Source organism: Roseateles sp. GW821-FHT09G03, from assembly GCF_059416045.1.
Genome location: NZ_JBWKOK010000008.1, coordinates 211,395 through 236,330, shown reverse-complemented (window position 1 = coordinate 236,330; position 24,936 = coordinate 211,395). Strand labels below are relative to the sequence as shown.

The 24,936-nt window shown below is 68.4% G+C and carries 26 protein-coding genes; 9 read left to right on the top strand and 17 right to left on the bottom strand.

From position 1 onward, the window contains the following. Positions 1-215: 215 nt before the first annotated feature. Together AC07OZ_RS25460 and AC07OZ_RS25455 are read left to right on the top strand one after the other, a co-directional pair. Positions 216-1,145: a LysR family transcriptional regulator gene (locus tag AC07OZ_RS25460; protein ID WP_495469839.1), complete on the top strand. Its 930-nt coding sequence runs from the start codon at positions 216-218 to the stop codon at positions 1,143-1,145. Between the two features lie 58 nt (positions 1,146-1,203). After that, entirely contained in the window at positions 1,204-2,916 is a 1,713-nt protein-coding gene (locus AC07OZ_RS25455; RefSeq protein WP_495469838.1) for an O-linked N-acetylglucosamine transferase, SPINDLY family protein, read from the top strand. Positions 2,917-2,982: 66 nt separating this feature from the next. Here the strand turns inward: AC07OZ_RS25455 and AC07OZ_RS25450 are convergent, their stop codons facing one another. From AC07OZ_RS25450 to AC07OZ_RS25435, 4 genes are read right to left on the bottom strand one after another with little or no spacing between them, the layout of a single operon-like run. Further along, the gene (locus AC07OZ_RS25450; protein WP_495469837.1) at positions 2,983-3,780 is read right to left on the bottom strand and encodes an anti-sigma factor family protein; all 798 of its coding nucleotides are present in this window, start codon (positions 3,778-3,780) and stop codon (positions 2,983-2,985) included. After that, complete coding sequence (locus AC07OZ_RS25445) at positions 3,781-4,332, bottom strand: RNA polymerase sigma factor (protein WP_495469836.1); 552 nt, start codon at positions 4,330-4,332, stop codon at positions 3,781-3,783. Then, a complete protein-coding gene (locus AC07OZ_RS25440) occupies positions 4,329-5,786 on the bottom strand; it encodes a YncE family protein (protein ID WP_495469835.1) in 1,458 nt (485 codons plus the stop codon). Before AC07OZ_RS25440 ends, AC07OZ_RS25445 begins: the two co-directional genes overlap by 4 nt. 8 nt (positions 5,787-5,794) lie before the next feature. Continuing rightward, a complete protein-coding gene (locus tag AC07OZ_RS25435; RefSeq protein ID WP_495469834.1) occupies positions 5,795-6,259 on the bottom strand; it encodes a DUF305 domain-containing protein in 465 nt (154 codons plus the stop codon). A gap of 274 nt (positions 6,260-6,533) precedes the next feature. Here AC07OZ_RS25435 and AC07OZ_RS25430 point away from each other — a divergent pair, with 274 nt between their 5' ends. After that, positions 6,534-7,526: an SDR family NAD(P)-dependent oxidoreductase gene (locus tag AC07OZ_RS25430; protein WP_495469833.1), complete on the top strand. Its 993-nt coding sequence runs from the start codon at positions 6,534-6,536 to the stop codon at positions 7,524-7,526. Positions 7,527-7,585: 59 nt separating this feature from the next. Here the strand turns inward: AC07OZ_RS25430 and AC07OZ_RS25425 are convergent, their stop codons facing one another. The 6 genes from AC07OZ_RS25425 to AC07OZ_RS25400 form a co-directional block, all read right to left on the bottom strand. Continuing rightward, on the bottom strand, positions 7,586-8,182 hold the full coding sequence (locus AC07OZ_RS25425; RefSeq protein ID WP_495469832.1) for a TetR/AcrR family transcriptional regulator: 597 nt from the start codon (positions 8,180-8,182) through the stop codon (positions 7,586-7,588). Between the two features lie 10 nt (positions 8,183-8,192). Next, positions 8,193-8,774, bottom strand: coding sequence for a DUF308 domain-containing protein (locus AC07OZ_RS25420; protein WP_495469831.1), 582 nt, complete (start codon positions 8,772-8,774; stop codon positions 8,193-8,195). Between the two features lie 34 nt (positions 8,775-8,808). After that, complete coding sequence (locus AC07OZ_RS25415) at positions 8,809-9,579, bottom strand: molybdopterin-binding protein (RefSeq protein WP_495469830.1); 771 nt, start codon at positions 9,577-9,579, stop codon at positions 8,809-8,811. Further along, entirely contained in the window at positions 9,576-10,424 is an 849-nt protein-coding gene (locus AC07OZ_RS25410) for a cytochrome b/b6 domain-containing protein (RefSeq protein WP_495469829.1), read from the bottom strand. Before AC07OZ_RS25410 ends, AC07OZ_RS25415 begins: the two co-directional genes overlap by 4 nt. Positions 10,425-10,474: 50 nt before the next feature. Continuing rightward, positions 10,475-11,095 carry a hypothetical protein gene (locus AC07OZ_RS25405; protein WP_495469828.1) on the bottom strand — a complete coding sequence of 207 codons (621 nt, stop codon included), beginning with the start codon at positions 11,093-11,095 and terminating at the stop codon, positions 10,475-10,477. 145 nt (positions 11,096-11,240) lie between these two features. Beyond that, positions 11,241-11,648 (bottom strand): Fur family transcriptional regulator, encoded by a 408-nt coding sequence (locus tag AC07OZ_RS25400; RefSeq protein WP_495469827.1) that lies wholly within the window; start codon positions 11,646-11,648, stop codon positions 11,241-11,243. Between the two features lie 162 nt (positions 11,649-11,810). On the opposite strand from AC07OZ_RS25400, the gene AC07OZ_RS25395 reads away from it, so the two are divergent. The 6 genes from AC07OZ_RS25395 to AC07OZ_RS25370 are packed head-to-tail and all read left to right on the top strand — an operon-like array spanning position 11,811 to position 16,813. Beyond that, entirely contained in the window at positions 11,811-13,007 is a 1,197-nt protein-coding gene (locus AC07OZ_RS25395; protein WP_495469826.1) for a GTP-binding protein, read from the top strand. 1 nt (position 13,008) lies between these two features. Beyond that, positions 13,009-13,584 carry a DUF2796 domain-containing protein gene (locus AC07OZ_RS25390; protein ID WP_495469825.1) on the top strand — a complete coding sequence of 192 codons (576 nt, stop codon included), beginning with the start codon at positions 13,009-13,011 and terminating at the stop codon, positions 13,582-13,584. Positions 13,585-13,589: 5 nt separating this feature from the next. After that, positions 13,590-14,297 carry an ABC transporter ATP-binding protein gene (locus AC07OZ_RS25385; RefSeq protein WP_495469824.1) on the top strand — a complete coding sequence of 236 codons (708 nt, stop codon included), beginning with the start codon at positions 13,590-13,592 and terminating at the stop codon, positions 14,295-14,297. Beyond that, entirely contained in the window at positions 14,294-15,610 is a 1,317-nt protein-coding gene (locus AC07OZ_RS25380; protein WP_495469823.1) for an ABC transporter permease, read from the top strand. Before AC07OZ_RS25385 ends, AC07OZ_RS25380 begins: the two co-directional genes overlap by 4 nt. A 1-nt stretch (position 15,611) precedes the next feature. After that, positions 15,612-16,193: a DUF3299 domain-containing protein gene (locus tag AC07OZ_RS25375; RefSeq protein WP_495469822.1), complete on the top strand. Its 582-nt coding sequence runs from the start codon at positions 15,612-15,614 to the stop codon at positions 16,191-16,193. A gap of 56 nt (positions 16,194-16,249) precedes the next feature. Then, entirely contained in the window at positions 16,250-16,813 is a 564-nt protein-coding gene (locus tag AC07OZ_RS25370; RefSeq protein WP_495469821.1) for a DUF3299 domain-containing protein, read from the top strand. 21 nt (positions 16,814-16,834) lie between these two features. Here AC07OZ_RS25370 and dnaB read toward each other — a convergent pair whose 3' ends face one another. The 7 genes from dnaB to ppsA form a co-directional block, all read right to left on the bottom strand. Continuing rightward, positions 16,835-18,256 (bottom strand): replicative DNA helicase, encoded by a 1,422-nt coding sequence (dnaB, locus tag AC07OZ_RS25365; protein WP_088403617.1) that lies wholly within the window; start codon positions 18,254-18,256, stop codon positions 16,835-16,837. Between the two features lie 198 nt (positions 18,257-18,454). Further along, the gene (gene rplI, locus AC07OZ_RS25360; protein WP_495469820.1) at positions 18,455-18,907 is read right to left on the bottom strand and encodes a 50S ribosomal protein L9; all 453 of its coding nucleotides are present in this window, start codon (positions 18,905-18,907) and stop codon (positions 18,455-18,457) included. A gap of 12 nt (positions 18,908-18,919) precedes the next feature. Beyond that, complete coding sequence (gene rpsR / locus AC07OZ_RS25355) at positions 18,920-19,210, bottom strand: 30S ribosomal protein S18 (RefSeq protein ID WP_067275431.1); 291 nt, start codon at positions 19,208-19,210, stop codon at positions 18,920-18,922. Positions 19,211-19,267: 57 nt separating this feature from the next. Continuing rightward, complete coding sequence (gene priB, locus AC07OZ_RS25350; RefSeq protein WP_067275440.1) at positions 19,268-19,552, bottom strand: primosomal replication protein N; 285 nt, start codon at positions 19,550-19,552, stop codon at positions 19,268-19,270. Positions 19,553-19,620: 68 nt separating this feature from the next. Next, on the bottom strand, positions 19,621-19,983 hold the full coding sequence (rpsF, locus tag AC07OZ_RS25345; protein WP_067062529.1) for a 30S ribosomal protein S6: 363 nt from the start codon (positions 19,981-19,983) through the stop codon (positions 19,621-19,623). A 179-nt stretch (positions 19,984-20,162) separates the two neighbouring features. Further along, entirely contained in the window at positions 20,163-22,241 is a 2,079-nt protein-coding gene (locus AC07OZ_RS25340) for a sodium:solute symporter family protein (protein WP_495469819.1), read from the bottom strand. A gap of 244 nt (positions 22,242-22,485) precedes the next feature. Further along, positions 22,486-24,897 carry a phosphoenolpyruvate synthase gene (gene ppsA, locus AC07OZ_RS25335; RefSeq protein WP_495469818.1) on the bottom strand — a complete coding sequence of 804 codons (2,412 nt, stop codon included), beginning with the start codon at positions 24,895-24,897 and terminating at the stop codon, positions 22,486-22,488. Between the last annotated feature and the right edge of the window lie 39 nt (positions 24,898-24,936).

Sequence of the window (24,936 nt, the reverse complement as noted above, 5' to 3'; positions counted from 1 at the left end):
AGGACGTCGGGGATGGCCTCTGGATCGAGGCAACGGAGCGCATGATGCGGAGCGGAGGATCTTTGATAAAGGTAGAGTCACTCAAATGATCTTTGCTGAAATTCAAAGATGAACTCACCGACGATGAGCTCGACGATGAAGCGCTCGACGAAGCGCTCGACGGCGAAACCCTCGCCAAAGGCGGGCGACGACGGTTCAACGATGGGGAGCGACGCATGAGCATCGATGGACGCCTGCTGGCCGGCATGAGCGTGCTGGCCGCGGTGGTGGAGTCGGGCAGCTTCAGCAAGGCCGGCGACGTGCTGGGGATGTCGGCCTCGGGCGTGAGCCGCGCGGTGTCGCGGCTGGAGGAACGCCTGGGCGTGCGGCTGCTCGATCGCACCACGCGCTCGCTGCACCTCACCGGCGAGGGCGCACGGCTCTATGAGCACGCGGTGCCGCATCTGGAAGGCATCGAGGAGGCGGCGAACGTCGTCTCCGGCGCGGCGGTCAGCGTGCGCGGCGCGCTGCGGGTGAGCCTGAACCCGCTGTTCGCGCGCTACGTGCTCGCGCCCGCCCTGCCCCGGCTGCAGGCGCTCTATCCCGACCTCACGCTGACGATGGTGCAGTTCCCGGGCAGCGGCGACCTGGTCGCGGAGGGCGTCGACCTGGCGGTGCGCTTCGGCCCGCAGCCGGCGTCGACGATGACCTCGCGCAAGCTGCTGGAGAACCGCGTGCTGACGGTCGCGGCGCCGTCCTACCTCGACCGGCGCGGACGCCCGCGCAAGCCGGCGGACCTGGCGAAGCACGACTGCCTCCAGTACATCGATCCGCAGCGCGGGCGGCCGTTCGAATGGATCTTCGTCCGCGGCAAGGGACGCGCGAAGGAACAGCTGACGGTGGCCACGTCGGGCTCGCTGACGATGACCGATGCCGACGCGATGGTGCAGGCCTGCGTCGCGGGCGCCGGCGTGGCGCAGGTGCTGGCGCTCAGCGTCGAGCACCTGCTCGCGGACGGCACACTGGTGGAGCTGTTCCCGGACTGGCCGGGCGAGACCTTCCCGCTCCACATCGTGCGGCCGTCGCGGCGGCTGCCGCCGGCCTCGGTCGAGGCATTCATGGCGTTCTGCATCCAGCTCTGCGCCACGTCGACCAGCGCTGCGTGACCCTGCGCCGCTCTGCCCGGCTCTTCCCGGCTCTGCGCAGCTCTCATAATCGCCGCCCATGGACGCCCTCAAAGAACTGCTGCGCAACGCCCTCGACGAGATGGGCCGCGGCCGCTATGCGGAAGCGGTCGCGCTGCTGGAGCCCCATGCGCAGGTCGCGTCCAACGAATTGCAGCGCTACCTCGGCGAGTCGCTGCGGCGCAGCGGCCGCGTGCAGGACGCGGTCGGCCCGCTGATGCAGGCGTTGGCACTGAAGATCGACGATGTCGATGCCTACTTGCAACTGGCCTTCGCGCTGCAGTCGCTGCAGATGAAGGCGGAGGCGGCCGAGTGCTTCCGCACGGTCGCCGCGCTGCGGCCCGACAGCGTGATGGCGCAGGCTTACCAGGCCCATGGCGACCAGCAGTGCGCGCGCTGGTCGGACTTCGACGAGAACCTGCGGGCGCTGCACGCCGTCATCCGGGCCAAGCCCGACGACGCCGGCGATGAATTCGGCGTGCCCTTCGCGCTGGTCACGCTGCCGCACGCGGCGGCGGATCTGCTGAAGGTCGCCCGGCTGAGCACGCGCTTCCTGAGCCGCGGCATCGCACCCCTGCCCCCGGTGAAGGCCGTCGCCAAGCGAAAGCTGCGCATCGGTTATCTCTCCTCCGACTTCCACGCCCATGCGACCGCCGCGCTGATGGTCGAGGTCCTGGAGCGCCACGATCGTGAGCGCTTCGAGGTCCTGCTGTTCTCGCACGGCCCGGACGACGGATCCCCGCTGCAGCAGCGCATCCGCGCAGCCTGTGAACGCTTCATCGACGTCGGCGATCTCGCTCCCGCGGGCATCGCCGCGCGCATGCGCGCCGAAGGCGTCGACATCGCCGTCGACCTGAAAGGCCACACCGCCGGCAGCCGCTTCACCGCGCTGGCCGCGCGACCAGCGCCGGTGCAGGTGGCGTGGCTCGGTTTTCCGGGCACCTGCGGCGCGGACTTCATCGATTACGTCATCGGCGACGAGGTCGTCACGCCGCTCGTCGATGCGCCGTTCTATTCCGAACACATCGCCCAGTTGCCGCGCTGCTACCAACCCGGCGACGCGACGCGGCGCATCGAACCGACGCCGCGCGCCGAGCTCGGCCTGCCGCACGACGCGATCGTGCTGCTCTCGGCGAACGTGGTGCTGAAGATCACGCCCGCCGTCTTCGACGCGTGGATGGAGATCCTGCATCGGCAGCCGCAGGCGCTGTTGTGGCAGCTCAGCGGCGGCGAACAGGCCGATGCGCAACTGCGCGCCGAAGCCGCGTCGCGCGGCATCGCGCCGGAGCGGATCGTGTTCATGCCGCCGGTGGGCATGGCCGAGCACTGGAACCGGCTTGCGGCGGCGGATGTCGCCCTCGACACCTGGCCGTGCAACGGGCACACGACGACCAGCGATGCCCTCGCGGCCGGTGTGCCGGTAGTGACGCTGCGCGGGGACGGCTTCGCGTCACGCGTGGCGGAGAGCCTCCTCGCGCAGGCCGGCTTGTCCGGGCTGGTCTGCGACACGCCAGACGCGTACATCGAGAAAGTCTGCGCGCTCGCCGGCCGAGCGGATCCAGCGGATCCGGCGGATCCAGCCGAACGGGCGAAGCCGGCGACTCCCGCATGGATCGACTCGCCGGCCTTCGCGCGCGATCTGGAGGCGCTCTATGAGCGCATGTGGGCACGTGCGGTGGCGGGTCTGCCGCCGGAAGCGCTGCCTGCGGTGTCCGACACCCCAAGCGCATGGGCGGCCCGGCCTAACGCCTGAGTGCCACGGGCGCCACACTCCTGGCGTTGACCCGTGCGCCCACCCGTGCGTTGACGCCGCCTCCCCTCACGTCGAGTCCCTCGCGCGTGCCTGCCGGCGCACCTCGTCGGCGACCGGGTGCAGCGTCGTCGGACTCTCCGTGCCGACGACGCTGTAGCCCAGCCCGCGCATGGCCCAGCTGTAGCCCCCGACCGCGCCGATCGACTGCACCATCATCGGCGCCTCCTTCTCGACCGCCATCGGACGCAGCATCACGGCCATCCGGGTGCCGTCCGCGCGGTCGTAGAAGAACAGGCCGGCGGGTCCGTGGACCGTGGCGACCAGACGGCCGCCCGCGAATCGATACCCGGCCGCGCTGAGGTCCGGGATCTCCACCGGCCGCCGGAGCTTGTCCGAGACCACGCGCAGCAGCCGCTCGCGATCGAGGTTCTCGGGCGCCTCGGACGCATCGGAGGCATAGGCGAGGTAGCTGCTGCGTGCCTCGCCGGCGAGCGCCGCGACGCCATTCGCGACACCGTTCATCGACTCCCACCGGTCCCGGACCTGCCAGCCTCCGACGCTGCCCGCGCCGAGCGCGATGAGCACGGCCGCAGCCCAGCGCCAATGACGCGTCGGCGGCTCCTGCCGCTGCGCGAGCAGGGTCCGCAGTTGCAGGCGCTCGGGCACCGGCTCGTCGACGACAGGCGCGAACGCCGACCGGAGCAGTTGCCGCTGCGCGATCAGCCGGGTCACCGCGGCGGCGGCCCCCGGATCGCGATCCAGATGGTCCTGCACCGCCTTGCGTCGCTCGGTGTCCAGCAACCCGTCGACGTAGGCATGGAGGTCGTCTTCGACGATGGGCGCCGATGGCGTGGGTCGGGTCATTTACTTCATCCTCCGCAAATGCGAGCCCGCGGGTGTCGTCCCCGTCACGGGAACTTCGCCATCGAGCGCACGCTGCAACCGCTCGCGTCCTCGCGCCAGGCGCGACATGACCGTGCCGATCGGAATGTCGAGCGCCGTCGCCGCCTCCGCGTAGGACAGGTCTTCGACGGACACCAGCAGGACCACGCTGCGCTGCTCCTGCGGCAACGCCTCCAGCGCTGCCATCAGCTCGCCGACCTGCACGCGGTGCTCCTGCGACGCCGGCACCGTCAGGACGGACTCGGCCACGTCCGCGATGTCCACGTGCTCGCCGCGGCGGGCCTGCTGCCGCAAGCGGTTGACGATCAGGTTGTGCGCGATCGCGAAGACCCACTGGCGGGTGCTCTCCTTCTGCCGGCGCGCGTCCCATTGACCGATCGCACGCTCCAGGCAGTCCTGGACCAGGTCGTCCGCAAGGTCACGATCGCGCAGCATCGCGCTGGCATAGCGGCGCAGGGCCGGGATCAGCGGCTCGATCGCCTCGATCATCGCCATGCCAGCGCTTCGGTTCATCGCGCGGCCGCCTGCACCTGGACGGGATGCCCGGGCTTGCCGTCGACCACGGGCGCGACGACCAGGTAGCGCCGGGTCGCGGGTGCCTCAGCCTGCACGATCTGCCGGATCGGTCCGATGGCATTGACGATCGCCGAGCCGGCCGGGTTCGTCATGAAGTTGGCCAGTGGCTGCAGCGCGCCGGAACCGTCCGCCTGCTCGGCCAGCGCCACGACATACGGCTGCTTCGGTTTCAAGCCGGTCACGGACGCCTGGAACACCTGCAGCAGCCCTTGATCGAAGAGCGCCACGCTGGTGGGCGCCGTGTCCGGATTCCCTTCGACCGCGCGCAGCGTCAACGAGGCCACCTGCCCCGCCACGCCGAGCGGCTGCAGGCCCTGCAGGCCGTCGCCCTCCGGCACGGCGTCGGGCACGTAGGCGATGGCCTGCGGCGCCTGCCCGACGGGCACATGGCCGATGACGGTGTTCGAGGCCGTGTCGATCGCCGCCAGCGCGTCGGCGTTCTCCAGGCCCACGTAGATCCGGCTGCCGTCGCCCGACGGCCAGACGCCGTGCGGCAGCTTGCCCACCGGGATGGTGGCGACGGGGGAGAAATCGTCGGTGCGGAACACCTTCACCTGATTCAGGCCGCCCACGGTCACGTAGGCGAAGGTGCCCTTGGCGGTCTTGGCGAAGTTCACGTGGTTCGTGATCGGGCCGGTGTCGAAGGACGTGATGACGCCGAACGGCGGGCGGGCGTCGAAGACGGTCGTGCGGCCGATGTCCTTCAGCGTGAACCACACCTGCCGGCCGTCCGGCGACGCGGCGATGTTGGGGCAGAACGGGCTGTCCTGCTTCACCGTGGCGATGATCTTGTGGCTCGCCACCTCGACGATCGCCGTCTCCGGATTGAAGGACGAGCAGACATAGCCGTACTTGCCGTCCGGCGAGAAGATCTGCATGCCCGGTCCGGCCGCGGTGACGATGCGGGTCTTCTCCTGGAAGGTCGCGGCGTCGATCACCGACACGTAGTTCTCGCCGCGGACCGTGACCCAGACCTCCTGGCCGTCGGGCGTGAAGAAGGCTTCATGCGGCGAGCGGCCGACATAGGTCGTGTGCTTGACCGCGTTGGTCCGCGTGTCGATGAAGCTCACCGAGTTCGAGCCGATGGACACGACCGCCAGCGTGCGATGGTCCGGCGAGAAGCCGAGCCCGTGCACCAGCACCTGTCCGCGATAGAGCGGGCTGAAATTGCCCGGCGACGGATCGCCCAGGCGGATGACGCCGAGCAGGCGGTGATCCACCGGATCGGTGACGGACAGCGTGTTGGAGAACTGCTCGGCGGCGTAGATGCGGTCGCGGTGGCTGACGGGGATGTCGGCGTCCGAGGCCCGGCCCGGCGCCTGGCCGGCCATGGCGGCGCCGCCGCAAGTGGCCAGGAACAGCAGTGACGAACGCAAGAGAGGCTTCAGCATGAGAGGTCCTACTTCGAATGGTGATGGACGGAAGCGGGCGCGGATGCCGCGCGCCCGACCTGCGTGGGCGCGGGCGCCGAGGGCGGCAGCGCGCCGCCGACCGCGAGCTGCATCGCCGCGATCTCCTGCTGCTGCTCGACGATGATTTCCTGCGCGATGCGCCGCAGCTGCTCGTTGGAGCCATGGCGCAACTCCGCCAGTGCCATGTCGATGGCGCCCTGGTGGTGGGGAATCATCATGGCCGCGAAGTCGCGGTCGATGTCGCCCGAGGGCTGGATGTCCATCGCGGCCATCATGCGATCCATCGCGACGGCGTTCTCCGCATGGAAGGCGTCCGTCGACGTGGCGGCGCCCGCCCAGGCGGCGGCCGAAGCCACGGCGATCCACGGCAGCAACCGCAGCGACACGCGTAGCGATGTCCGCGGCAGTCGGCGCAGCCACGGCGCTCCGGGTCGCGTTCTGTGTGAGGTCATGTCCGGCTCCAGATTGAAAGGCAACAGGCCTTCCCCTCTGTAGACACCCGGGCGCCATGCTTATTCCCGACGCGCGGGCGACATCCGCCCATCGACGAGATCCGTCGAGGACATCCCTCGCGGACGACGACGGGATCGGACCATCGAGCAATGGATCCGGATCCTGCGGCATGGCCGTCCGCGCGGTGACGGCGGATCATGAACACCAGCTCCCGCCTCGCTTCCCCGCCTGGCTACCCTGCCTCGTTCCCCCTCGTTCTTGCGGACGCCCACGATGAACACCCACCAGCATCCCCTGCCCTCCGGCTTCGGCCCCGCGACCACCGCGGCGGAGGTCCTGCGCGACGTCGACCTCACCGGCAAGCGCGCGGTCGTGACCGGCGGTTATGCGGGCCTCGGCCTGGAAACCGTGCGCGGACTCACCGCCGCCGGCGCGCGGGTCGTCGTGCCGGCGCGCAGTCCGGACAAGGCGCGCGCGGCGCTCGAGGGCCTCCCGAACGTCGAGCAGGCCACGATGGATCTGCTGGACCCGGCCTCGATCGCACGCTTCGCGGACGAGCTCGTGAGCCGCGGCGACGCGATCGATCTGCTGATCCTCAACGCCGGCATCATGGCGCCGCCGCTGCGTCGCGACGCGCGCGGACACGAGAGCCAGTTCGCGGCCAACCATCTCGGCCATTTCGAGCTCACTCTTCGGCTGTGGCCCGCGCTGCTGCGTGCGGGCGCGGCGCGTGTCGTGGTCCTGACCTCGCTCGGCCACCGTTTCGCGCCGGTCGACTTCGACGATCCCGACTTCGCGCAACGCCCCTACGACAAGTGGAAAGCCTACGGTCAGTCCAAGTCGGCGAATGCGCTCTTCGCCGTCGGGCTCGATCGGCGAGGCGCATCGCGCAACGTCCGCGGCTTCGCGGTGCATCCGGGCGCCATCCTCACGGACCTGACGCGAGACCTCACGGCGGAGGACTTCGCCGCCTTCGGCCTCCCGCCGGACAACGCTCATGGCGTCGCGCCGAAGGGCCTGTCCGTCGAGGAAGGCGGCCGTTACAAGAATCTGACGCAGGGCGCCGCGACCACGCTGTGGTGCGCGACCAGCCGCCAGCTGGATGGCCTCGGCGGCCTGTACTGCGAGAACGGCGACGTCGCGCGCATCGTGGCGGACGGCGAAGTGTTCGATGGCGGCGTGCGACCCTGGGCGATCGACCCGGTGCAGGCCGAGCGACTCTGGACGCTCAGCGAGCGGCTGACGGGTGTGACGCTCGGCGCGTGATCTCCCAAGCGCTGCAGGCGATCGTCGATGGACTCGGAGAGCTGGCGCATCGGGCCAGCTCAAACAGGCCGCGTGAGCTTCGCGATCGCCGGCGTCACGACCGCCTCGAACGCGGTGGTGTCGTCCGTGGCGCGCGCCACGAGCATCGCGCCATGCACGATGGCCATGAGGGCCCGCGCCGACACGAGGGGGTCGCCGTCGAGGTGGAACTGCCCCGCCGCCACACCCCGTCGCAGCACGGACGCCAGCCATTCGCTCAGGTCCTGGAAATGCCCGCGCACCTCCGCGGCGAGGCCCTCCGGGATGATGGGCATCTCCGTGGCGAGCATGGCGCAGATGCAGAACGGCGAGTCCCCGCTGCGGATGCACTGCGCCCAATGGCCCGTGTAGGCCGTGAGCTCCGCCAGCGGGTCGTCGATGTGCCGGACCAGTTGGGCCAGTCCTTCCCGCGCTTCCCTGCGGAAGAGGATCAGCAGCGTCGTCACCAGCATCTCCTTGCTGGGGAAATGATGGTGGATGGTGGCCTTCGAGATGTCGACGCGCTCCGCGAGGTCCGCGTAGCTGAAACTGTTGTACCCGCCGGAAGCCAGGATCCGGCGCGTGTGGGCCAGGATCTCTGCGGCCTTGGGGGACAGGGCGTCCTTCATCTCGCTCATCGCGCCCCGCTCAGGCGGCGGCCTTCTTCTCGCGGCGCGAGAGGCTGACGGTCAGCCAGATGCCGGAGATGAGGAAGTACAGCGCGCCGACGCCGGCATAACCCGCGACGTTCACGATGGAGGGAACGTCGGCCTTCTGCGCCTGCGCGATGAAGAAGCCGCCGGCCAACGCGGATTGCGCGCCGCTCAGGACCATCACCCATTGCGCGCCGTGCGTCTTCCAACGACGCAGCGCCGTGCCGAGCTGGAGCAGACCCGAGGCGATCGCCCAGGCGCCGAACACGCCGAGCACGGCGTTCATGCCCGCGGTCAGCGCCAGGCACACGGCCAGCGTCGTGATGCCGCTCGCCCACACGTTGATGCGCTGTGTGCGATTGGCCTGCAGGCCGCCGCTCGCGTTGCCGTCCACCCAGTTCGCGGCGGCATCCCAGGCGGGATAGAGGACCAGCAGCACCGCGGCGATGACGGGGGACTTGCTGCCGATCACGATCGCGGCGGCGACCCAGACGATGGAGAACAGCGCGCGGGTGAAGTAGTAGCGCTTGAGCCAGTGGTCCTGCTTGAGGACGGAGGAGTCGATGGGATGGGTCATGATGAGTTGAGCTCCAGGTGTTCCAGTTGATGATTCAGATGCCGGCGTACCACTCGTAGCCGCGGTCTTCCCAGTAGCCGCCCTTGCCGCCCCAGATCCGGTCGAAGCCCGACACCACCTCCAGGCGCATCAGGTACTTCGCGTGCTTGTAGCCGAGCTGCCGCTCGACACGCAGCCGCAGCGGGGCGCCGTGCTCGACGGGCAGCGGGCGGTTGTTCATGGCATACGCGAGGAGGGTCTGCGGATGCCAGGCGTCGAAGAGATCGATGCTCTCGTAGTAGCGGCCGCTGCCGTCCAGCGTCTGCTCGAGCTCGTCCGCGCAATGGAAGACGACGTACCGCGCGCCGGGTGCCAGCCCTGCCGCGGTGAGCACGCGGCTCAGTTGAACGCCCTGCCATTTCGCAATCGCGCTCCAGCCTTCGACGCAGTCGTGCCGCGTGATCTGCGTGCGCGACGGCAGGCTCATGAGGTCCGCCAGCGACAGGCTCAAGGGCTGCTGCACCAGGCCGTCGACGCGCAGGCGCCATTCGGAGAACTTCCCCTCCAGCAGCTTCGCGTACTCGTCGGAGTCCGGCATGCGCGTGCCGTTGGCCCGGAAGACCGGCGAGAGGTCCGCCTCGGTGAACTCAGCGGCCAGGCGCTCGCGTTGAAGCGCGCGCTGGGCCTGCATCGTCAATCGCTCGGTGCTGCGCAGCACGCGATCGACGCCGGCATCCTGGATCACGCGGTCGCAACCGGACAGCGCGATGGCGCCCGCACCGGCCATGGCGCCGCCGAGGAACCGGCGTCTCGAGAACTCGTTCATGGCTGGGGACTCCGCTCGATCTGTGTCTCTGGATGGGGCCGGGTCTCCGCCCAGGGATCCGGTTCCGCCTCGGGCTCGGCCTCGGGCGTGATCTCGATCGCGTAGCGGCCCGTGACCATGGCCCGCAGGTTGTTCCACGCGCCCGACGCCACGACCATCACCAGGTGAACCGCCACGAACGCCACCAGTGAGAACGCCGTCAGGAAGTGCAGCGTCCGCGCCGTCGCCCGGCCGCCCAGCGCGTCGAGCAGCCATGGCGCCGCCGCGTTGATGCCCGGCGACATGGTCAGGCCCGTCACCACCATCAGCGGCAACAGTCCGAAGATCACGACCAGGTAGGTGAGCTTCTGCAGCGCGTTGTAGCGGCGGGCCGCTTCGCCCTTGGCGAACCGGAGCCGGGCGTGATCCTTGATCTCCTGCCAGAGATGGCGGCGGGAAAGTTCAGCGCCGGTCGGCAGGAGATCGCGCCGAAAGTGAGCGCGCCAGAGACCGTGGCCGAGGTAGGCCAGCCCGTTGAGAACGAGCAACCACGCGAAGGTGAAGTGGATCCGCCGCCCCGCGCCGAGGTCGTGATACGAGGGCAGTGTCGCCCAGCCCGGCAGCGTGGGGAGTTCCAGCACCGCCACATCGTGGTCGGCGCCGGCCTTGCCCAGGTAGAAGCGCGGATGGGCATTGAGGATCTGCAGGCCGCTGGCGAGCAGCAGGACGAAGCAGAGCACGTTCAGCCAATGCGTCAGGCGCACCGCCACGCTGTGACGGGGCACGAGGCGTCGCCGCACGGGTTCGGCGTCGGACTCCAGCTCAGGCTTGAAGTCGGGCTCGAGGTCGGAGATCGAGGTTTCCATGGCGGGGCCTGCAGGAGAGACCGGCCGGCGTTTTGCCGGCCGGCTGGGCCTTACATCGGCGGGACGACGCCGTTCTTGCCGACCACCAGGCGACCCGACGACAGCTTGCCGTCGGCATCCTTCTCCGCGACCACGAAGACGACCGCGCCGGCCTTCACGTCATCGGCCGTGGCCTGCGTGAGCGTCACCACGGGCGTGCCGGTGGGGATGGCGATCTTCTTCTCCTGGCCGTGGTACGTGACGGTCACCGTGCTGCCTTCGACCGACTTCACGGCGTTGGACACGGTGGCGTTGGTCATCGTGCTGTTGGGCTTCAGGTCCCAGCCGAAGCTGCCTTCCGCGGCGCCCCTCATCGCGGGCGGGAAGATGACCACTTCGAGCGCGCCGTCGCCGCCCTGCGCCTTCGGCAACGAGGCGATGCCCACGTAGTCGCCCGGCTTGATGTCGCCGATCGAGGCCGCCGCGACGCCGGAGGCCATCCAGCCCTCCTTCAGCTTGATCGTCACGACACCGCCTTCACGCGACTTCACGTCGAGCTGGTCGCCGCTCCGGGAGATGACGGTGCCGCGGACTCGCACGCCGGCGTCGGCCGCGGACGAGAGCGACGGGGCCGCGGCGCTGAACGCGATGAGGGCGACGGCGAACAGCGAATGGAGGCGTTGAAGGCGCATCTGGGTACTCCTGGCGACGAGGGTCGCGGTTGATGTGCTCCGCAGTTTACCTACTAGTTGGTAGACGTCAATGCTGAAGACTTAGGCGGGCCTGAAAGGCTGCGGTTTTCAGGCGGGTGGTTGGAACGCGGGGGCGATCAGGCGATCAAGCGCTGACAGCGCGCTTGCGCGGCGCGCGCTTCGGCGTTGCGCAGTCGGCGCAGCGCCCATACAACGTGAGCTCGTGACGCGCCACGGTGAAGCCGGCCGGCACGAGTTGCGCCATGTCGCCAGGGCAGGCGTGCACGTCGAAGACGCGGCCGCACTCCGTGCATTGGAAGTGGTGGTGGTGATCGTGATGTGCCGACTCGTAGCGCGGGCTGTCGCCCGGCAGCGAGACCGCCTGGATCTCACCCGCCTCCAGCAACTGCTTCAGGTTGCGATAGACGGTCGCCAGCGACAGGCCCGGCACTTCGCCTTGCGCGGCGTCCAGCACTTCCTGCGGCGAGAGCGGGCGACCCGCGTCGTCGATCACGGTCCGGATGGCACTGCGCTGTCGGGTCGAACGTTCCATGGGTGTGAAGCAGCGGGCGATCAGAGCACCGCAAGAGCAGGTCGAAGAAGGTCGAAAGAGGTCGAAGGGGGCCTGCGCATTCTGTCATGCTGCTATATTGCGAATGCGTTCGCATTAGCATCAAAGCCAGGCGGACGGAAATTCTTCGCCCTGGAGACGTTCATGTCCATTGCCGCCGCTGTCGACGCCATCGACATCGATACCGCCTTCGCCGATACCGCCGCCCTTCCCCACCGTCTGCCCGCCACGGTGCTCTCCGGCTTTCTCGGCGCCGGCAAGACGACCTTGCTCAATCAGGTGTTGCGCCACCGAGGACCGCTGCGCGTCGCGGTGATCGTCAACGACATGAGCGAGCTCAACATCGACGCCGACCTCGTCCGCGACGGCGCCGAGCGCGCCGGCGTGGGACTGTCCCGCACCGACGAGGCGATGGTCGAGATGAGCAACGGCTGCATCTGCTGCACCTTGCGCGACGATCTGCTGAAGGAGGTCGGCCGGCTCGCCCGCGAGGGCCGCTTCGACTACCTGCTGATCGAATCGACCGGCATCTCGGAGCCGATGCCGATCGCGGCGACCTTCGATTTCATCGATGAACACGGCCAGGGACTGCGCGAGCTCGCGCGCATCGACACCATGGTCACGGTCGTCGATGCGCTCAATCTGCTGAACGACTACGCGAGCGAGGACTTTCTGGCGCAGCGCGACGGCGGCGTCGACCCGCAGGACGGGCGTCGCCTGGTCGAACTGCTGGTGGAGCAGATCGAGTTCGCCAACGTCGTGGTCGTCAGCAAGACGGATCTGGTCGATGCCGACCGCCTCGCGCAGGTCCACGCCGTGATCAAAGCGTTGAATCCGGGGGCGCGGATCGTCGATGCCCGTCACGGCGACGTGCCGATCGGCGAGCTGCTCGGCACCGGTCTCTTCGAAATGGAGCAGGCCGAGTCACAAACCCGATGGATCCAGGCCCTGGAGGGCCATGACCATTCCGAAGCCGATGCCTACGGACTTTCCAGCTTCGTCTACCGCGCCGACCGGCCCTTCGATGCCGGGCGCCTGCACGCGCTGATCGCGCATCCCTGGCCGGGACTGCTGCGCTTCAAGGGCTACGTGTGGCTGGCCAGCCGGCTGGACTGGCTCGCGTGCCTGTCCGGCGCGGCTCGTGGCCATCAGCTCGATCCCGTCGGGCGATGGAGCGTTCCATTGGGGGAGCGCGGCCAGGAGCTGGTGCTCATCGGACAGGACCTCGACATCCCCGCCCTCACCCGCGCGCTCGACGCCTGCCTGACCTCGCCCGCCTCGGTCGGCACCGATCCCTGGCCGACGTGGGACATCACCTCTCCCGAAGAAGGAACCCATTGAGATGAACACGAACAAGAGCCCGAAGAAGAACTCGCGCCCGTCCTTGAGGGCGGCCGCGGCCGCCTTGCTCGCCACCGGACTGACGATGACCGGCGCCGCGCACGCCCATGGCGACAAGCACGAACACGGCGTCGTGCATCTGGACGTCGCGATCGAGGGCGACACGCTGGCGATCCAGCTGGAGTCGCCGCTCGACAGCGTGCTCGGTTTCGAGCGCCAGCCCCGCACGCCGGCAGAACGTCAGTCCGTGGAGCGGATGCTGGCGACGCTGCGTGGCGGCGCGGTACTCTTCACGCCGGATGCGCGCGGCCAATGCCGCTTCGAGGACGCGCAGCTCGAGTCCGGACTGATCCCGACGTCGGCGACCGACAGTGCGCCGCCCAAGTCGGAACACCTGGACGTCGACGTCGGTTATCGATTCCGTTGCACTGCGCCGGCGGAGCTGACGACCCTGTCGCACCAGCTGTTCGCGCTGTTCCCGCGCATCCAGCGCATCGACGCCCAGGTCGCGACGCCCAAGGGGCAATCCCGCCAGGTGCTCCAGCGCCCGGCCGCGACGCTGCGTCTCGGCGGCTGATGATGATGACGGTGCCTGTTCTCGAGGCCAGGGACCTGAGCTTCCGCTGGCCCCGCGCCACGCGGGACTGCCTGGACATCGCCGCCCTGCGCATCGAGCCGGGCGAGGCCGTGTTCCTGCGCGGCCCCAGCGGTTCGGGCAAGAGCACCCTGCTGTCCTTGATCGCCGGCGTGCTGACGCCGCGCGCGGGCCGGCTGAAGCTGCTCGGCCACGACCTGGCGGCCTGCTCCGGGCGGCAGCGCGACCGGTTGCGCGCCGACCATGTCGGCTTCATCTTTCAGCAGTTCAACCTGCTGCCCTACCGGTCCGCGCTGGACAACGTGCTGCTGACCTGCGAGTTCTCAAGCCGTCGCGCCACGCTCGCCGGCCGGCCGCGGGAGCGCGCACACGAGCTGCTCCACCGCATGGGCCTGGGATCCGACTTGATCGGGCGGCGGGCGAGCGAACTCTCCGTCGGTCAGCAGCAGCGCGTGGCCGCGGCGCGCGCGCTCATCGGACATCCGGACCTCGTGATCGCCGACGAACCCACCTCCGCGCTCGACGACGCGCACCGGGACGCGTTCATGCTGATCCTGCGCGAGGTCTGCGCTGAGTCCGGCAGCGCCCTGCTCTTCGTCAGCCACGACACGCGGCTCGCCGCAAGGTTCCCGCGTTGCCTGGATCTGCCGGCGCTGCAGCGCGGCTCGGCGCGCGTCGAGGAGTCCGTCGCATGAGGGCCCTCACCCGCCTCGCGGCGCAGAGCGCCTGGAACCGCCGCTTCGTGCTGTCGCTCGTCGTGCTGTCGATCGCGCTGTCGACGCTGCTGCTGCTCGGCATCGCCCGGCTGCGCGACGACGTCCGCAAGAACTTCGCGCAATCGGTCTCGGGCACGGACCTGATCGTCGGCGCCCGCACGGGCTCGGTCCAGCTGCTGCTGTATTCGGTCTTCCGCATCGGCGGCGCGACCAACAACATCCAATGGTCCAGCGTGCAATCGCTGGCCAGGCTGCCCGGCGTCGAGTGGGTCGTGCCGATCTCGCTCGGCGACTCGCACCGCGGGTTTCCGGTCGTCGCGACCACGGGGGACTACTTCCGCCGCTTCCGATACGGGGAGGCGCAGCCGCTGGCGCTGGCCGAAGGGCGCGCCTTCGACCAGGCGCCCGCCCAGCAGCCCGTCGGTCAGAACGGCTTGCCAGGGCTGCCTCCCGATCTCTTCGGCGTGGTGCTTGGCGCCGACGTCGCGGCCTCGCTGGACTACCGGATCGGCGACAAGGTCGTGCTGAGCCATGGCGACGGTGCGCTGGCGGCCAACGATCACGCGGACAAGCCCTTCCACGTCATCGGCGTGCTGAAGCGCACCGGCACGCCGGTGGATCGCTCGCTCCACATCAGCCTGGCGGCGATGGAAGCCATCCACCTCGACTGGGTCGCCGGCGCGCCGATTCCCGGTCAGGCCGTGAGCCTCGATGCGTTGTCCGGGCAAGACCTGACCCCGCATCAAGTGACCGCCGCGCTGGTCGGTCTGAAGCGGCGCACGGCGGTGTTCTCGACGCAGCGTCGCATCAACGACTTCGCCGGCGAACCGCTGATGGCCATCCTGCCCGGCGTCGCGCTGGACGAGCTGTGGGACGTGGTCGCGCTCGGTGAGCGCAGCCTGACGCTGATGAGCGCGCTGGTCGCGGCAGTGAGCCTGTGCGGGCTGGTCGCGGTCATCCTGGCCGGCCTCAACGAGCGTCGCCGCGAACTCGCGATCTTGCGCGCCGTCGGCGCCAATCCCGTGCGCATCTTCAGCCTGCTGGCGGTCGAGGGCATGCTGGTCACGGTCTGCGGCGTCGTGCTCGGCGCGGCGCTTTGCCTGCTGCTGATCGCGGGGCTCGGGCCCTGGGTGCAGTTGCGCTTCGGCATCGGACTGAGCGCCGGGCTGCCGTCTGCGGCCGAATGGCAACTGCTGGGCCTCGTCATCGCGCTCGGCTGGGCGGCAAGCCTGCTGCCCGGATTGCGCGCCTATGCGCTGTCGCTCAGCGACGGCCTCTCTCCGAAGGTCTGACATGACATCCCTTGCGCTTCATGCTGTCGCCCTCGCGCTCGCGGCCGCAATTCCGATCGCCACCGCCTGCGCCGCACCGGCCGCGCAGTCCGTCGCCCAAGCGGCCAGCGCGCCGACCTCGGGCTATCGCGAGCTCACCTGGATCCAGCTCGTCCCGCCGGGCTGGGATCCGATGAAGCGCTTCCGCGACGTCGGCATCGGACGCCTGAGCGACAACAGCCCGCGCACCGCAGCGCTGATGGCGGACCTGCGCGACGAGCTGGATAACGCGCCGCTCGTGGAATCGCTGCAGGACGCGCCGGTGCGGCTGCCCGGCTACGTCGTGCCCTTGCAGACCGATCGCGACGGGGTGCGCGAGTTCCTGCTCGTGCCCTACTTCGGCGCCTGCATCCACATGCCGCCGCCGCCCGCGAACCAGATCATCCTGGTGAAGCTCGCGCAGCCGGCGAAGCAGCTTCGGTCCATGGACACGGTCTGGGCCAGCGGCGTGATGCGGCTGGACCGTCAGCCCAGCGACATGGGCGTGAGCGGATATCGCCTCGATGCCGCGAGCGTCGAGCCCTACCGGAACAAGCCGCGTTGATCGCACGGAACATGCGGTCCTGGCAATCCTGGCGTCACCTGCGGATCCTGCTCGCGGTGATCGCGGTCGTCGCCGTCGGCGTTCCTGCAGGCATCGTGCTGAACCGGACCGACCCGTCGCACGCGATCGCCTCCACACCGCTCGCGAGCGATCCGCCGGCGGACGTGAAGACGATCGAATGGACGGAACTCATGCCGCCGGGATGGGATCCGCGACCTAAGGCGGGACCGGCCGGCAGGACCGACGTCGCCCAGCTTTCGGACGACGATCCCATCGCGCGCCAGATGATGAAGGATCTGCGGGACGCCTTCGACAACGCCCCCGTGCGTCCGGAGCTCGACGGCCGCCGCGTGCGGCTGCGCGGCTACGCGGTGCCCGTGGGCGTCGGCTGGGGCGGTACCGACGAGTTCCTGCTGGTGCCCACCTTCGGCGCCTGCATCCACAGCCCGCCGCCACCGCCCAACCAGATCGTCCATGTGAAAACGCCCTCGAAGATCGAGGGCGTTCGCGCTATGTCCATCGTGACGGTCACCGGCACGCTCGAGGTTCACGCCATCAATTCGGCGCTCGCGACCAGCGGCTATCGGCTCGTGCCGGAATCGGTGCGCGTGGAGCGTTGAGACCGGCGAACTGGCCGTCGATCAATACTCGTCGCCGCCCGGGCCGACGTACCCCGGCGCCAGGTTCTCGAACTTGGTGTTCTGTCTCACGAAGGCCAGCTTCACCGTGCCCACCGGACCGTTACGCTGCTTGGCGATGATGATCTCCGCGACCCCCGGTTCCTTGCACTCGTCCTTGGTGTAGTACTCGTCGCGGTAGATGAACATGATGATGTCCGCATCCTGCTCGATGGCGCCCGACTCGCGCAGGTCGGACATCATCGGCCGCTTGTCCGGTCTCGTTTCGACCGAACGGTTCAGCTGCGACAGCGCGATCACCGGGCAGCGCAGCTCCTTGGCCAGGGCCTTCAGGCCCCGCGAGATTTCGCCGACCACCGTCGCGCGGTTCTCTTCGCTGCCGCCGCCGTTGCCGCTCATCAGCTGCAGGTAGTCGATGATGATCAGGCCGATCTGGCCCGAGATGCGTGCCTGGCGCCGGGCTCTGGAGCGCACTTCGCTGGGCGACAGGCCCGGGCTCTCGTCGATGTAGATCGGCGCGTTGCCGAGCTTGTCGACGGCTTCGGCCAGCCGGCCCCATTCGTCGTCCTTCAGGCGGCCCGTGCGCAGGTTGCTCTGGTCGATGCGGCCGATCGAACCGACCATCCGCAAGGCCAGCTGCGCGGCGCCCATTTCCATCGAGTAGATGATGACCGGCAGGCCTTCGTTGATCGCCACGGCCTCGCCGATGTTGATCGCGAACGCGGTCTTGCCCATGGACGGGCGCGCCGCCAGGACGATCAGGTCGCCGCGCTGCAGGCCCGCCGTCATGCGGTCCAGGTCGAAGAAGCCGGTGCGCACGCCGGTGACGTCCTCGGCGCCCTGCTCCGCCAGCTCGTTGACGCGGTCCATCAGCTCGACCATCAGCCGGTCCATGCTCTGGAAACCGGTGCCGCCGCGCGAACCTTCCTCGTTGATGCGGAAGATCTTGCCTTCGGCCTCGTCCAGGATCTCGTTGACCGCGCGGCCCGCAGGATTCAGCGCGGCGGTCGCGATCTCGTCCGAGGTCGCGACCAGCTTGCGAAGGATCGCGCGCTCGCGAACGATCTCGGCGTAGCGGCGCAGGTTGGCCGCGCTCGGCACGCCCTGCGCCAGCGCGTTCAGGTAGGCCAGTCCGCCGCATTCCTCGGCCTTGCCGAGCGAGGTCAGTTCCTCGAACACCGTCACCACGTCCGCCGGCTTGCCGCCGTTGATCAGCTTGCCGATCGCGGCGTAGACCTGCTTGTGCTCGTAGCGGTAGAAATCGGAGTCGCTGAGCGTGTCCGCCGCCTTGTCCCAGGCGGTGTTGTCGATCAGCAGACCCCCGAGCACGCTCTGCTCGGCTTCCACCGAGTTGGGCGGCACGCGCAGTCTTGCGATTTCGCTGTCGCTGGCACTGGATCCGGGCGTGGTGAAGATCGCGGACATTGTGGACAAGCCTGTGGATGAGCTTTTGATAGCTTGTGGAGCGAGCGGGATAACTCAACCCCCGGAAAAGCAGAAAGCCGACGGCTTCTCAGCTGTCGGCTTTCTTGATGTTGCCCCGATCTTTGCAGGCCGTGTGACCCGCAAGTCCTAGGACAACCCCGATGGACGCGCAGAGCGCCCAACGGGTGTGTCGAGCAATCACTCGACTTCGGCGACGACCTTCACGGTCACTTCCACCACCACGTCGGTGTGCGGAGCAACGTTGATCGGGAATTCGCCGACGGTCTTCAGCGGACCGTTGGGCAGACGCACTTGCGACTTGACGATGGCCGTGCCGGCCTTGGTCAGCGCTTCGGCGATGTCGGCGTTGGTCACGGAACCGAACAGGCGGCCGTCGACGCCAGCCTTCTGCGAGATCGTCACGGTGTTGCCGTTGATCTTCTCGCCCAGGGCTTGCGCAACGGACAGCTTCTCGGCGGCGACCTTTTCCAGTTCGGCGCGCTTGGCTTCGAATTCCTTGATGGCCGATTCCGTGGCGCGGCGCGCCTGGCGGGTCGGGATCAGGAAGTTGCGGGCGTAGCCGTCCTTGACCTTGACGACGTCGCCGAGGTTACCCAGGTTGGCCACTTTTTCCAGCAGGATGACTTGCATGGGGTGGACTCCTTAGACCTTGTGCTGGTCGCTGTACGGCAGCAGGGCCAGGAAGCGGGCGCGCTTGATGCACACCGACAGCTGACGCTGGAAGAAGGCGCGCGTGCCGGTCAGGCGGGCGGGCACGATCTTGCCGTTTTCGCCGACGAAGTCGCGCAGGACATCGACGTCCTTGTAGTCGATCTGCTCGACACCGGCGACGGTGAAGCGGCAGAAACGCTTGCGACGGAACAGCAGCGATTGTTGATTGCGCTTGGGCTTGCGGTCCTTCGAGAACCGACCTTTACCACGTGGCGGGGGCATAGTGAACTCCTGCTATCTATCCAGATTTAAACGATCTGCGCGACCTGTCCGTCCCGTTCAGTCCGCGAAGCCGGTGATGTGAAACACCGTGCCTCGCCCCTGTCGCTGTGCCGAGAGAAATCCGGTGAACACCGTCTTCTCCGTCAGGCCCAGCGCCTGGACCCGCTTCACGACTTCACCGATCGCCACCGCCTTGATCTCCATCGCGACTTTGCGCGTGGAGCCGGCTTCGTCGACCATGGACTCATGCTTGAGCATCAGGTCCAGGGCCGGCAGCCCGGCGGGGGTGTATCGGATCGCCGCGATCTCGAGGATCTGCGCCTGCAGTACCAGTCGGTTCATGCGAGCGGAGAAGACCTTCGAGTCAGCGGATCAAAAATTCGGGAACGTCAGCGATCGCGCTTGTCAGCTCAGGCGGACGCTTCTTGCGGGGCCTTGCGGGCTTCTTCGCGCTCGACGGCCTTCATCATCACCGACGGGTTCGTCTCGGCCTTGTCCTTGACGACGGTCAGGTGACGCAGCACGGCGTCGTTGAAGCGGAAACCGGTCTCGATTTCAGCCAGGATTTCCTTGCTGCACTCGATGTTCAGGCACAGGTAGTGCGCCTTGGCCAGTTTCTGGATCATGTAGGCCAGCTGACGGCGGCCCCAGTCTTCCACGCGATGAACCTTGCCACCACCGTTGGTGACCAGGCCCTTGTAGCGCTCCAGCATCGCCGGAACTTGTTCGCTTTGATCCGGATGGATCAGCAGAACGATCTCATAGTGACGCATGTGAACTCCTTGTGGGTTTCAACGACCGACTGCAGAACTTCTGCCCCCGGCCTGAAAGCCGGACCCCAGCGTCTACTCCTGGGCCCGGCAAGGGGAATCGCGGATTCTAGACGACTTTGGCACCTCCCGTCCACCGGACGTCCGTCCTCCGCCTGAAAGGGGTGCGGGAACAGCGGGACTCAGGGCGTGGCGCCGGTGACCCGGGCCTGGAGCGCGCGGGCCGTCGCCGACGGCGGCGGGGTCAGCAGGCTCACCACGACCAGCGCGGCGATGCCGGCCGGCAAGCCGAACAGCGCCGCCGCCATCGGCTGGATGCCCCACCAGAGCTGCGGGTCGCCGCCGATGCCGAGCGCCTGGCGCAGGCCCGCGTGCGCGTTCACCATGTAGTACAGCGTCATGCCCAGCCCCGCGAGCATGCCGGCCGCGGCGCCCTGCTTGTTGGCGCGCTTCCAGAAGATGCCCGCGACCAGCGCCGGCACCAGCGTCGAGCCCGACAGCGAGAACGCCGACGACACCAGCAGCAGGATGTCCGCGGGCTTCTGCGCGGCCACGGCGGCGGCGGTCAGCGCGGTCGCCAGCAGCAGCGCCTTGGAGATGGTCACCCGCTGCGTCATCGAGGCCCGCGGGTTCATGACGCGGTAGTAGACGTCGTGGGAGAGCGCGCTGGAGATCGTCAGCAGCAGCCCGTCCGCCGTCGACAGCGCGGCGGCGAGCGCGCCCGCCGCCACCATCGCGGAGAGCACATACGGCAGGCCGGCGAGTTCGGGCGTCATCAGCATGACGATGTCGCCGCCCAGGCGCAGCTCGCCGAGCTGCAGGATGCCGTCCTGGTTGATGTCCTGGATGTTCAGCAGGCTGGGGTCGACGCGCATCCATTGCTTCATCCATCCCGGGAGTTCAGCGATCGGCGAGCCGACCAGGTGATGCAGCACCTCGTGCTTGAGCATCACTGCCAGCGCCGGCGCGAACAGGTAGAGCAACGCGATGAAGAACAGCGTCCACGCGACCGAGGTGCGCGCCTCCGCCACCGTCGTCACCGTGTAGTACCGGGTCAGGATGTGCGGCAGCCCGGCAGTGCCCACCATCAGCACGAGCACCAGCGCCAGGAAGTTGCGGCGCGCCAGCGTGTAGGCCTCCTGCTCGGCCGGCGTGCCCTCGGGATCGCCGGCGAAAGGCTGCGCGTGCAGCGGCATGCCGGCGAGCGGCTCGGCGCGCTGGCGATTCGCGGCGACGGCGCGCTGCCACAGGTCGCGGGCCTCGGCCTCGGTGCGCGGGAGCGCGGCGCGGACCTTCTCCGCCGCCTGGATCTGTGCGAGCGGCGCCTCCTCGAACTTCAACTGCGCGATCACCTGCGAGACGCGCTGGCGCTCCTCGTCGAGCGAGTGCGGCAGTCCGGCGATCAGGTGCTCGAAGTCCTTGGCGCGCTGCTCATAGAGCCCACGCACCTGCAGTTCCTTCGGGTCGTGCAGCAGCTGCTGCTCGCGGTCGGTGATCTCGCGGATCTCAGTGCCCGCAGTGAACTGCGGCAGCGGCGAGCCGGTCTGGATCGTCGACAGCCACATCACCGGGACCACGTAGGCCACGATCATGATGATGTACTGCGCCACCTGGGTCCACGTGACGGCCCGCATGCCGCCAAGGAAAGAACACACCAGCACGCCGCCGAGGCCGACGAACAGGCCGATCTCGAAGGTCAGCCCCGTCAGCCGCGTCGTGATCAGGCCGATCGCGTAGATCTGCGCGACGAGGTAGATGAAGGACACCAGCACCGCGGCGGCGGCGCCCATCACGCGCAGGCCGCGGCTTTCAAACCGGGCACCCAGGAAGTCCGGCACCGTGAAACCACCGAAGCGGCGCAGGTACGGCGCCAGCAGCAGCGCCACCAGGCAGAACCCGCCGGTCCATCCGAGCACGAACGCCAGCCCGCCATATCCCGCGAGGTACAGGCTGCCCGCCATGCCGAGGAAACTCGCCGCGCTCATCCAGTCGGCGCCCGCGGCCATGCCGTTGTAGAACGCCGGGACGCGACGGCCGGCCACGTAGTACTCGACCGGGTCGGTGGTGCGACTGAACACGCCAATGCCGGCGTAGATCAGCACCGTCAGCAGCAGGAACGAGAACCCCAGCCACTGCTTGGGCATCCCCATCCGCTCGAGCACGCCCAGCAAGCCCACCAGCAGCACGAAGCCGATCGTGTAGGCACCGTAGATGCGATGGAGCCGGCGGCGGAATGCGGCGTCTGGCGGGGGAGTCGACATGGGGAAGGATCATCGCCCGCTTGCGGTGCAGGCGCATCCACAACTTCCCCCGGAGGGCGTGCAGCGACCGCCCACCTGCTGATGCCGGGGCGTTGGCCGCCAGGTCGCAGGGCCCTGGCGTCAAGCGCCAGAACCCCGCGACCAGCCGTCCCCAACCACTGTCGTCCTTCATCGGTTTTGCGACCGAGTACCGCCATGAAAAACGGCCCCGAAGGGCCGTTGGGTGTGGTGCAGTGCGAAGAGCTCAGCGCTTCGCGAGGCGCTGCCAGGTCTCGATCACCGTGTCCGGGTTCAGGGACAACGAGGCAATGCCCTCGGCCGCCAGCCATTCGGCGAAGTCCGCATGGTCGCTGGGGCCCTGGCCGCAGATGCCGATGTACTTGCCCGTGGCGCGGCAGGCCGCGATGGCACGCGAGATGAGCGCCTTGACCGCCGGATCACGTTCGTCGAAGTCGCCCGAGAGCAGCTCCAGGCCAGAGTCACGGTCCAGACCCAGCGTCAGCTGCGTCAGATCGTTGGAGCCAATCGACATGCCGTCGAAATGCTCCAGGAACTGCTCGGCCAGGATGGCGTTGCTCGGGACCTCGCACATCATGATGACGCGCAGGCCGTCCTGGCCGCCGTTGGCCGCGCGCTTCAGGCCGCGCTCCGCCAGCATCTCCACGACCTTCTGCGCCTGCTTCACCGTCCGCACGAAGGGGACCATGATCTCGACGTTGGTCAGGCCCATGTCGTTGCGCACGCGCTTGAGCGCCTCGCATTCCATCGCGAACGCGTCCTGGAACTCGCCCGAGATGTAGCGCGACGCGCCGCGGAAGCCCAGCATCGGGTTCTCTTCGTCCGGCTCGTAGCGCGAGCCGCCGATCAGCTTGCGGTACTCGTTGCTCTTGAAGTCGGACAGCCGCACGATGACCGGCTGCGGCCAGAAAGCCGCGGCGATCGTGGCAATGCCTTCGGCCAGCTTGTCGACGTAGAAGGCGCGCGGCGAGGCATGGCCGCGGGCCACCGACTCGACGGCCTTCTTCAGGTCGTTGTCGATGTTCGGATAGTCCAGGATGGCCTTCGGGTGGACACCGATGTTGTTGTTGATGATGAACTCGAGCCGCGCCAGGCCGACGCCGCTGTTGGGCATCTGCGCGAAGTTGAACGCCAGCTGCGGATTGCCGACGTTCATCATGATCTTCACCGGGCTGTAAGGCATCTCGCCGCGGTGGACTTCGCTGACTTCGGTCTCGAGCAGGCCGTCGTAGATGTAGCCGGTATCGCCTTCGGAACAGACCACCGTCACCAGTTGGCCGTCATTGAGCTTGTCGGTCGCGTCGCCGCAGCCGACCACCGCCGGGATGCCGAGTTCACGCGCAATGATCGCCGCGTGGCAGGTGCGGCCGCCGCGGTTGGTCACGATGGCGCTGGCGCGCTTCATGACCGGCTCCCAGTTCGGGTCGGTCATGTCGGTGACCAGCACGTCGCCGGGCTGCACGCGCTCCATCTCGGCCACGCTGTCGACCAGGCGCACCGGACCCGTGCCGATCTTCTGGCCGATCGCGCGACCCTCGACAACCACCGTGCCGGTGCCCTTGAGCTTGAAGCGCTGCTCGACCTGGCCCTCGGCCTGGCTCTTCACCGTCTCGGGACGCGCCTGCAGGATGTAGAGCTGGCCGTCGTTGCCGTCCTTGCCCCACTCGATGTCCATCGGACGGCCGTAATGCTGCTCGATGATCACGGCGTACTTGGCCAGTTGCACGACGTCCTCGTCGGTCAGCGAGTAGCGGTTGCGCTGCTCGACCTCGACGTCGACGGTCTTGACCAGCTTGCCGCTGGCGGCCTTCTCCTCGGGCGTGGAGAAGGTCATCTGGATCAGCTTGGAGCCCAGGTTGCGGCGGATCAGCGCGAACTTGCCGCGCTGCAGCGCCGGCTTGTGGACGTAGAACTCGTCGGGGTTGACGGCCCCCTGCACCACCGTCTCGCCCAGGCCGTAGCTGGAAGTGATGAAGACGACGTCCTTGAAGCCGGACTCGGTGTCGATGGTGAACATGACGCCGGCGGCGCCGAGGTCGGAACGCACCATGCGTTGCACACCCGCCGACAGGGCCACGTCGCTGTGCGCGAAGCCCTTGTGCACGCGGTAGCTGATCGCGCGGTCGTTGTAGAGCGACGCGAAGACTTCCTTCATCTTGTGCAGCACGTCCTCGATGCCGACGACGTTCAGGAAGGTCTCCTGCTGGCCGGCGAAGGAGGCATCGGGCAGGTCTTCCGCGGTCGCGGAAGAGCGCACGGCGAAGGACGCGTCCGGGTTGTCCGCGGTCAGGGCGGCGAAGGAGGCGCGGATCGCCGCTTCCAGATCGGCGGGGAACGGCTGCGCTTCCAGCCAGCCGCGGATCTCGGCACCGGCCACGGCCAGCGCGCGGACGTCGTCGGTGTTGAGGTCGGCCAGGCGCTTCTGGATGCGGACATCCAGGCCTTCATGCTTGAGGAAGTCGCGGAAGGCATGGGCCGTGGTGGCGAAGCCGCCAGGCACACGCACGCCGGTTTCGGCCAGCTGCGAGATCATTTCGCCGAGCGAGGCGTTCTTGCCGCCCACCGACTCGACGTCGGTCATCCTCAGTTTCTCGAAGGGTACGACCAGGGCGGTCGCCTCGAAGCGTGCATCAGACATGGGAAAACTCCGTGATGTTGAGAAACCGGGGCTCCCCGC

What these genes read in the sequence shown, in the direction of transcription:
- AC07OZ_RS25460 (WP_495469839.1), top strand. Translation starts at nt 216, where the DNA reads ATGAGCATCGATGGACGCCTGCTGGCCGGCATGAGCGTGCTGGCCGCG.
- AC07OZ_RS25455 (WP_495469838.1), top strand. Translation starts at nt 1,204, where the DNA reads ATGGACGCCCTCAAAGAACTGCTGCGCAACGCCCTCGACGAGATGGGC.
- AC07OZ_RS25450 (WP_495469837.1), bottom strand. Translation starts at nt 3,780, where the DNA reads ATGACCCGACCCACGCCATCGGCGCCCATCGTCGAAGACGACCTCCAT.
- AC07OZ_RS25445 (WP_495469836.1), bottom strand. Translation starts at nt 4,332, where the DNA reads ATGAACCGAAGCGCTGGCATGGCGATGATCGAGGCGATCGAGCCGCTG.
- AC07OZ_RS25440 (WP_495469835.1), bottom strand. Translation starts at nt 5,786, where the DNA reads ATGCTGAAGCCTCTCTTGCGTTCGTCACTGCTGTTCCTGGCCACTTGC.
- AC07OZ_RS25435 (WP_495469834.1), bottom strand. Translation starts at nt 6,259, where the DNA reads ATGACCTCACACAGAACGCGACCCGGAGCGCCGTGGCTGCGCCGACTG.
- AC07OZ_RS25430 (WP_495469833.1), top strand. Translation starts at nt 6,534, where the DNA reads ATGAACACCCACCAGCATCCCCTGCCCTCCGGCTTCGGCCCCGCGACC.
- AC07OZ_RS25425 (WP_495469832.1), bottom strand. Translation starts at nt 8,182, where the DNA reads ATGAGCGAGATGAAGGACGCCCTGTCCCCCAAGGCCGCAGAGATCCTG.
- AC07OZ_RS25420 (WP_495469831.1), bottom strand. Translation starts at nt 8,774, where the DNA reads ATGACCCATCCCATCGACTCCTCCGTCCTCAAGCAGGACCACTGGCTC.
- AC07OZ_RS25415 (WP_495469830.1), bottom strand. Translation starts at nt 9,579, where the DNA reads ATGAACGAGTTCTCGAGACGCCGGTTCCTCGGCGGCGCCATGGCCGGT.
- AC07OZ_RS25410 (WP_495469829.1), bottom strand. Translation starts at nt 10,424, where the DNA reads ATGGAAACCTCGATCTCCGACCTCGAGCCCGACTTCAAGCCTGAGCTG.
- AC07OZ_RS25405 (WP_495469828.1), bottom strand. Translation starts at nt 11,095, where the DNA reads ATGCGCCTTCAACGCCTCCATTCGCTGTTCGCCGTCGCCCTCATCGCG.
- AC07OZ_RS25400 (WP_495469827.1), bottom strand. Translation starts at nt 11,648, where the DNA reads ATGGAACGTTCGACCCGACAGCGCAGTGCCATCCGGACCGTGATCGAC.
- AC07OZ_RS25395 (WP_495469826.1), top strand. Translation starts at nt 11,811, where the DNA reads ATGTCCATTGCCGCCGCTGTCGACGCCATCGACATCGATACCGCCTTC.
- AC07OZ_RS25390 (WP_495469825.1), top strand. Translation starts at nt 13,009, where the DNA reads ATGAACACGAACAAGAGCCCGAAGAAGAACTCGCGCCCGTCCTTGAGG.
- AC07OZ_RS25385 (WP_495469824.1), top strand. Translation starts at nt 13,590, where the DNA reads ATGACGGTGCCTGTTCTCGAGGCCAGGGACCTGAGCTTCCGCTGGCCC.
- AC07OZ_RS25380 (WP_495469823.1), top strand. Translation starts at nt 14,294, where the DNA reads ATGAGGGCCCTCACCCGCCTCGCGGCGCAGAGCGCCTGGAACCGCCGC.
- AC07OZ_RS25375 (WP_495469822.1), top strand. Translation starts at nt 15,612, where the DNA reads ATGACATCCCTTGCGCTTCATGCTGTCGCCCTCGCGCTCGCGGCCGCA.
- dnaB (WP_088403617.1), bottom strand. Translation starts at nt 18,256, where the DNA reads ATGTCCGCGATCTTCACCACGCCCGGATCCAGTGCCAGCGACAGCGAA.
- rplI (WP_495469820.1), bottom strand. Translation starts at nt 18,907, where the DNA reads ATGCAAGTCATCCTGCTGGAAAAAGTGGCCAACCTGGGTAACCTCGGC.
- rpsR (WP_067275431.1), bottom strand. Translation starts at nt 19,210, where the DNA reads ATGCCCCCGCCACGTGGTAAAGGTCGGTTCTCGAAGGACCGCAAGCCC.
- priB (WP_067275440.1), bottom strand. Translation starts at nt 19,552, where the DNA reads ATGAACCGACTGGTACTGCAGGCGCAGATCCTCGAGATCGCGGCGATC.
- rpsF (WP_067062529.1), bottom strand. Translation starts at nt 19,983, where the DNA reads ATGCGTCACTATGAGATCGTTCTGCTGATCCATCCGGATCAAAGCGAA.
- AC07OZ_RS25340 (WP_495469819.1), bottom strand. Translation starts at nt 22,241, where the DNA reads ATGTCGACTCCCCCGCCAGACGCCGCATTCCGCCGCCGGCTCCATCGC.
- ppsA (WP_495469818.1), bottom strand. Translation starts at nt 24,897, where the DNA reads ATGTCTGATGCACGCTTCGAGGCGACCGCCCTGGTCGTACCCTTCGAG.